We start from the raw sequence: 4,525 nt of genomic DNA, 5'->3' as shown, positions 1-4,525 counted from the left end.
TTCCCCCCCCCCCCCCCCCCCCCTCCCCCCCCCCCCCCCCCCCCCCCCCCCCAGCCCGCCCCCCCCCCCCCCCCGCGCCCCCCGCGCTTCTGGAGACTTGATGAACATCCTCGGTTTCGGGGACAACGTCGTGGACCGTTTCGTGGACCGCGGCATCGACTACCCGGGCGGCAACTGCGTCAACGTCGCCGTCTACGCCCGCCGTCTCGGTCTCGACACCGCCTATCTGGGGGTTTTCGGAGACGACGACCTTGGCACCTTCCTCCGTACGGCGGTCGCGGCCGAAGGCGTCGCGGTGGAGCGCAGCGTGGTACGCCACGGCGAGTCCGGCGTCTCCACCCTCCATATCCAAGGCGGCGACCGGGTGTTCCTCGGCTACAACGGCGGCGGCGTCACCGTACGCGAACCACTCGTCCTGGACGACGCCCTGCTGGCGTACGCGGCGTCGTTCTCGCTGGTGCACTCCAGCGTCTACTCGCACACCGAGAGCGAGCTGCCCAAGCTCGCCGCTGCCGGAGCACTGGTCAGCTTCGACCTCTCCGACGACGACGAGTTCCGCTCCCCCGCCTACCTCGACCGCGTCTGCCCCCACCTCGACCTGGCCCTGCTGTCCTGCTCGGACCTGGACGAGACGGCCACCCATCGGTTGCTGGAGTCCGTGCTGGCACGGGGAGCGGGCATGGCCCTGGCCACCCGCGGCCTGGCGGGAGCCACCGCGTACGACGGCCGAATACTGGTGACGGCACCAGCGTACGCGGCGGACGCGCGGTCCATGGCCGACACCATGGGCTGTGGCGACGCCTTCCTCGCCGGTTTCGCGGTGTCCTTGCTTCGGGACCGCTGGTCCCGAAGCACCCCGCCGTCCCGCCCCTCTTTGGAGCGCGCCCTGCGCCAGGGCGCGCAGTCGGCCCACGACCAGTGCTTCGTCGAGGCCGCCTTCGGCCACGGCCGGCCCACCGCGGCATCCGGGTCCCCCGCCCCGCGGACCGAGGAGGAGCGGGCGCGCCTCGACGGGACCGGGGCCCACGCTCCGGGCCGGTCTCTTACTGGCTGACCACGCCTCCTCCGGCAGCTGGGTGCCGGAGGACCTGGACCGGGCGGCCACGGCCCGCTCCCGCGGAGTCCACTCGGTCCTGGGTGCAGTCCCGATGCCCGGATCCCTTCGGTCCGCACGACGTGAGTCTCGCGGACGAGCTCGTAGCCCGCGCCGCCGTCTGCATTGACAACGCCCGCCGCCAACGCCGCGCAGCTCGCCACGCCCAACCCGCAGCGCAGCTCGCCACGCCCAACCCGCAGCGCAGCTCGCCGCGTCGGCACCCCGCAAGAAGCCGATCACCGTCGAACGAATCACCGACGCCGCCCTGGAAGTCGTGGCCACCGAGGGGTATGACGCGCTGACCATCCGCCGGGTCGCCGCCGTGCTCGGCACCGGTCCGTCGTCGCTGTACGCGCATATCGTCAACAAGGACGACATCGACGATCTGCTGATCGGCAGGCTCTACACCGAGGTCGTGCCCCCCGAACCGGACCCGGCTGCCTGGCGCGAGCAGCTGCGCGGCGTGTACACGCAGATCCGTGATCTCTACCTGAAATACCCCGGAGTCTCGCGCGCCGCGCTGGCCATGGCGCCGACCAACCTGGAAACGCTGCGGGTCGGCGAAGGAATCCTGGCGATCATGCTCGCAGGCGGCATCGAACCCAGGACTGCCGGATGGGCCCGCGACGCGCTGTCCCTCTACGTCAGCGCCTATGCACTGGAGCAGTCGCTGGTCCAGCAACGGCGCCAGCACCAGGATCACGAATGGGTGCTCAGCCGCGAGGAGTTGTTGGACCGCTTCACCGCGCTGCCTGCCGAGAAGTTCCCGCAAACTCGACGCCATGCCGCCGAGTTGACCTCCGGCACCGGACACGACCGCTTCGAGTTCACCCTCGGCCTGCTCATGAACAACCTGCGGCCCGCATCCGGTTGACCTGTGCACGCGGCATGCGGCGGCCGCGTGGCGCCAAGACGATCACGGATCGCATCATGAGGCGCGCGCTGGTCGGTGGACCCAGCAGGCTCTCGTGGAGTCGGGCGACGCCACCCGAAAGGTCAGGTCATCGGTCTCCCGGCACGCCGAACGCCAAGACCACGGCCGCCCCGACACAAGCCGCCTGGTCACCGACCTCGCCGTCACCATCCTCGAACCCGATCCCGACCTGCCCACCCTCTCACACGACGATCGGCACACACCGGCCGCCGACCGGCGCAGACAGCGCGTCCTGGACCTCCTTCACGCAGCACCCCAACGCCAGTGGCACACCCGCGACTCGCCCGCCACCTCGGCGACATCACCCTCAGCACGATGTACCGACAACTCGACAGATGGGCCGTAAACGGACTCATCACCAAGACCGACCCCGCCACCTACAGCAGCCCGAGAACTCGCTCAACCCCCTTGTCACCAGCGGAAATACGCTAACTACCCGGCCTTGGGGAAGGCTCTCCTTGCGTGTTCACCGTAGGTGGCCCAGTCTCGCCGAGGCGTTTCACCCATTCGGAACGCGTGATCGTCATATAGGGCGATGGTGCGGTTCTTAAGTGCGATCGGTCCTCATAAAGGATCACCTGCATTCCGATGAATGAAGGGCTTGTAATGGATCAACGGCAGCGCCGGCGTTGGGCCGGTGGTATGTCTTTGGGATTATCTGCGGCGTTATCGGTGTCGATGGGGGCGGCGGGGTTTTTTGCGGCGGTGGCGCCGGCGTCTGCCGATGCGGGGGATGGTACGGCGACGATCCGTGTGGTGCGGGAGGTGAATGCGAACGGGAGGTGGGATCAGGCGCTGGAGCCGGGCTGGGCCGGTGTGACGGTCACACTCACCGACGACGCGGGTCGGTCGGTGGCCGGTGTGACGCAGGCGGACGGCACGGTGAAGCTGTCGCCGGGCACGGTCTTGAGCGGTGGTAAGTACCGGGTGGAGGCGAAGAACCCGGATCCGAAGGTGTATTACCCGGGTGCGGCTTCGCCTCGTACGACTCTGATCGACCCGACGGTGCTGTCGTCGAACGTGGAGTTCGTCGACCTGTCCGCGGGGAAGAACGTGGAGGTCACGACCTCGTTCTGGAGCCCGGAGGACTACTGCCAGAAGAACGCCACTTTGGTCACCGCCTGCCAGAACGCGGATATTCCGGCACCGTCACCGGGCACAAAACGTACGTTGACATCATTCCCGTTCAACGCGCGTGGCGCGTACAACCAGGTCACCGACCTGGCGACCAACGCCAATATCGGGACTGTATGGGGCATCGGCTACAATAAGGTGACGAAGCAGGTCTTCTCTGCCGCCTATGCCAAGCGGGGAACCAGCTACGGTCCCGGAGGCCCCGGAGCGATCTACCGCACGGATCCCGCCACCAAGGCGACCACCGTTTTCACGACGGTCCCCAACGCCGGCACTACGCCTCACCAGATGACCACCAACATGGATGAGGCATTCGGCGCCGTGGTGGGCAAGGAGTCGCTGGGCGACCTGGATGTGACCTCGGACGGCAAGGACCTGTACGTCGTCAACCTGCACGACCGCCGGCTCTACCGCTACGACGCCATGCAGCCCACCGCGGCCGCACCCAAGGCGTCGTACGCCATTCAGGACCCGGGCTGCGCCTCCAACGGCGACTGGCACCCCTACGGCCTCGGCATCCAGGACGGCAAGGTCTACGTGGGCGGTGTCTGCTCGGGGGAATCCACGCAGAGCAAGGCCGACATGCGGGCGATCGTGAAGGTCTTCGACCCGGTCACGGGCCAGTTCACCAGCACGGTCATGGACCAGCCGCTGAACTACCCCCGAGGCGGTTTCGACACCAGTGTCGGAAACTACGCGGGGATCTGCCCCGGCTACGGCTGGTACCCCTGGACGGAGAAGAAGCCCCAGACTCAGGACGGTATGGCCTGCACCCAACCGACCATCCAGAACCCGGAGCCGGAACTCTCCGACATCAACTTCGAGACCAACGGTGACATGGTCGTCGGCTTCTCCGACCGTCTCGCCGACATCGGCGGCGCGAACCTGCCCGGCACCCCCAACAACCCCGCCTGGAACGTATTCCAGGGCGGCGACATCAACCGGGCGTGCCGTGGCGGGAACCACATGTTCGTGCTGGACGGCAATGGCGGCTGCACCAACAACGCCAACGCCAGCACCAACGGTGGCCGGGAGCCCTCGGATGTCAGGGAGTTCTACCCGGGTGACTACGCGTGGGCCGCGCCTTGGCACGAGGAGACCGCCGAGGGCGGTATCGCGATCGACAAGGCGGAGACGTCCATCCCGTTCGTCGCGGAGGACCCGATCACGGACCCGGTCACCGGTCACGGCGTGGCGTGGGTCGACCGCGCCTCGGGGAAACGCACCCCGGAGGGCAACTACCTGAACGCCGACTTTGGCAAGGCCCGCGGTATGGGTGATCTTGAGGTGTTGTGTGATCAGGCGCCGTTGCAGATCGGTAACCGGGTGTGGCAGGACACCAACGAGAACGGGATCCAGGA

At 67.8% G+C, this 4,525-nt stretch carries 2 protein-coding genes and 1 pseudogene; all 3 read left to right on the top strand.

Features of this window, described 5'->3' with window-relative positions; genetic code table 11:
• Window positions 1-100 precede the first annotated feature (100 nt).
• Complete coding sequence (locus ACZ7HQ_RS42020; RefSeq protein ID WP_471001967.1) at window positions 101-1,054, top strand: PfkB family carbohydrate kinase; 954 nt, start codon at window positions 101-103, stop codon at window positions 1,052-1,054.
• Between the two features lie 316 nt (window positions 1,055-1,370).
• Entirely contained in the window at window positions 1,371-1,970 is a 600-nt protein-coding gene (locus ACZ7HQ_RS42015) for a TetR/AcrR family transcriptional regulator (protein WP_471001964.1), read from the top strand.
• A 666-nt stretch (window positions 1,971-2,636) separates the two neighbouring features.
• A pseudogene (locus tag ACZ7HQ_RS42010) lies at window positions 2,637-4,525 on the top strand (SdrD B-like domain-containing protein); the annotation flags it as partial.

This window comes from Streptomyces sp. NPDC037290 (genome assembly GCF_055603245.1).
The sequence above is the reverse complement of the archived record's forward strand: the minus strand, read 5'-3'. Positions and strand labels throughout refer to the sequence as shown.

Bases quoted from the DNA above. Each gene is read 5' to 3' on its own strand.
- ACZ7HQ_RS42020 (WP_471001967.1), top strand. From the start codon at position 101: ATGAACATCCTCGGTTTCGGGGACAACGTCGTGGACCGTTTCGTGGAC.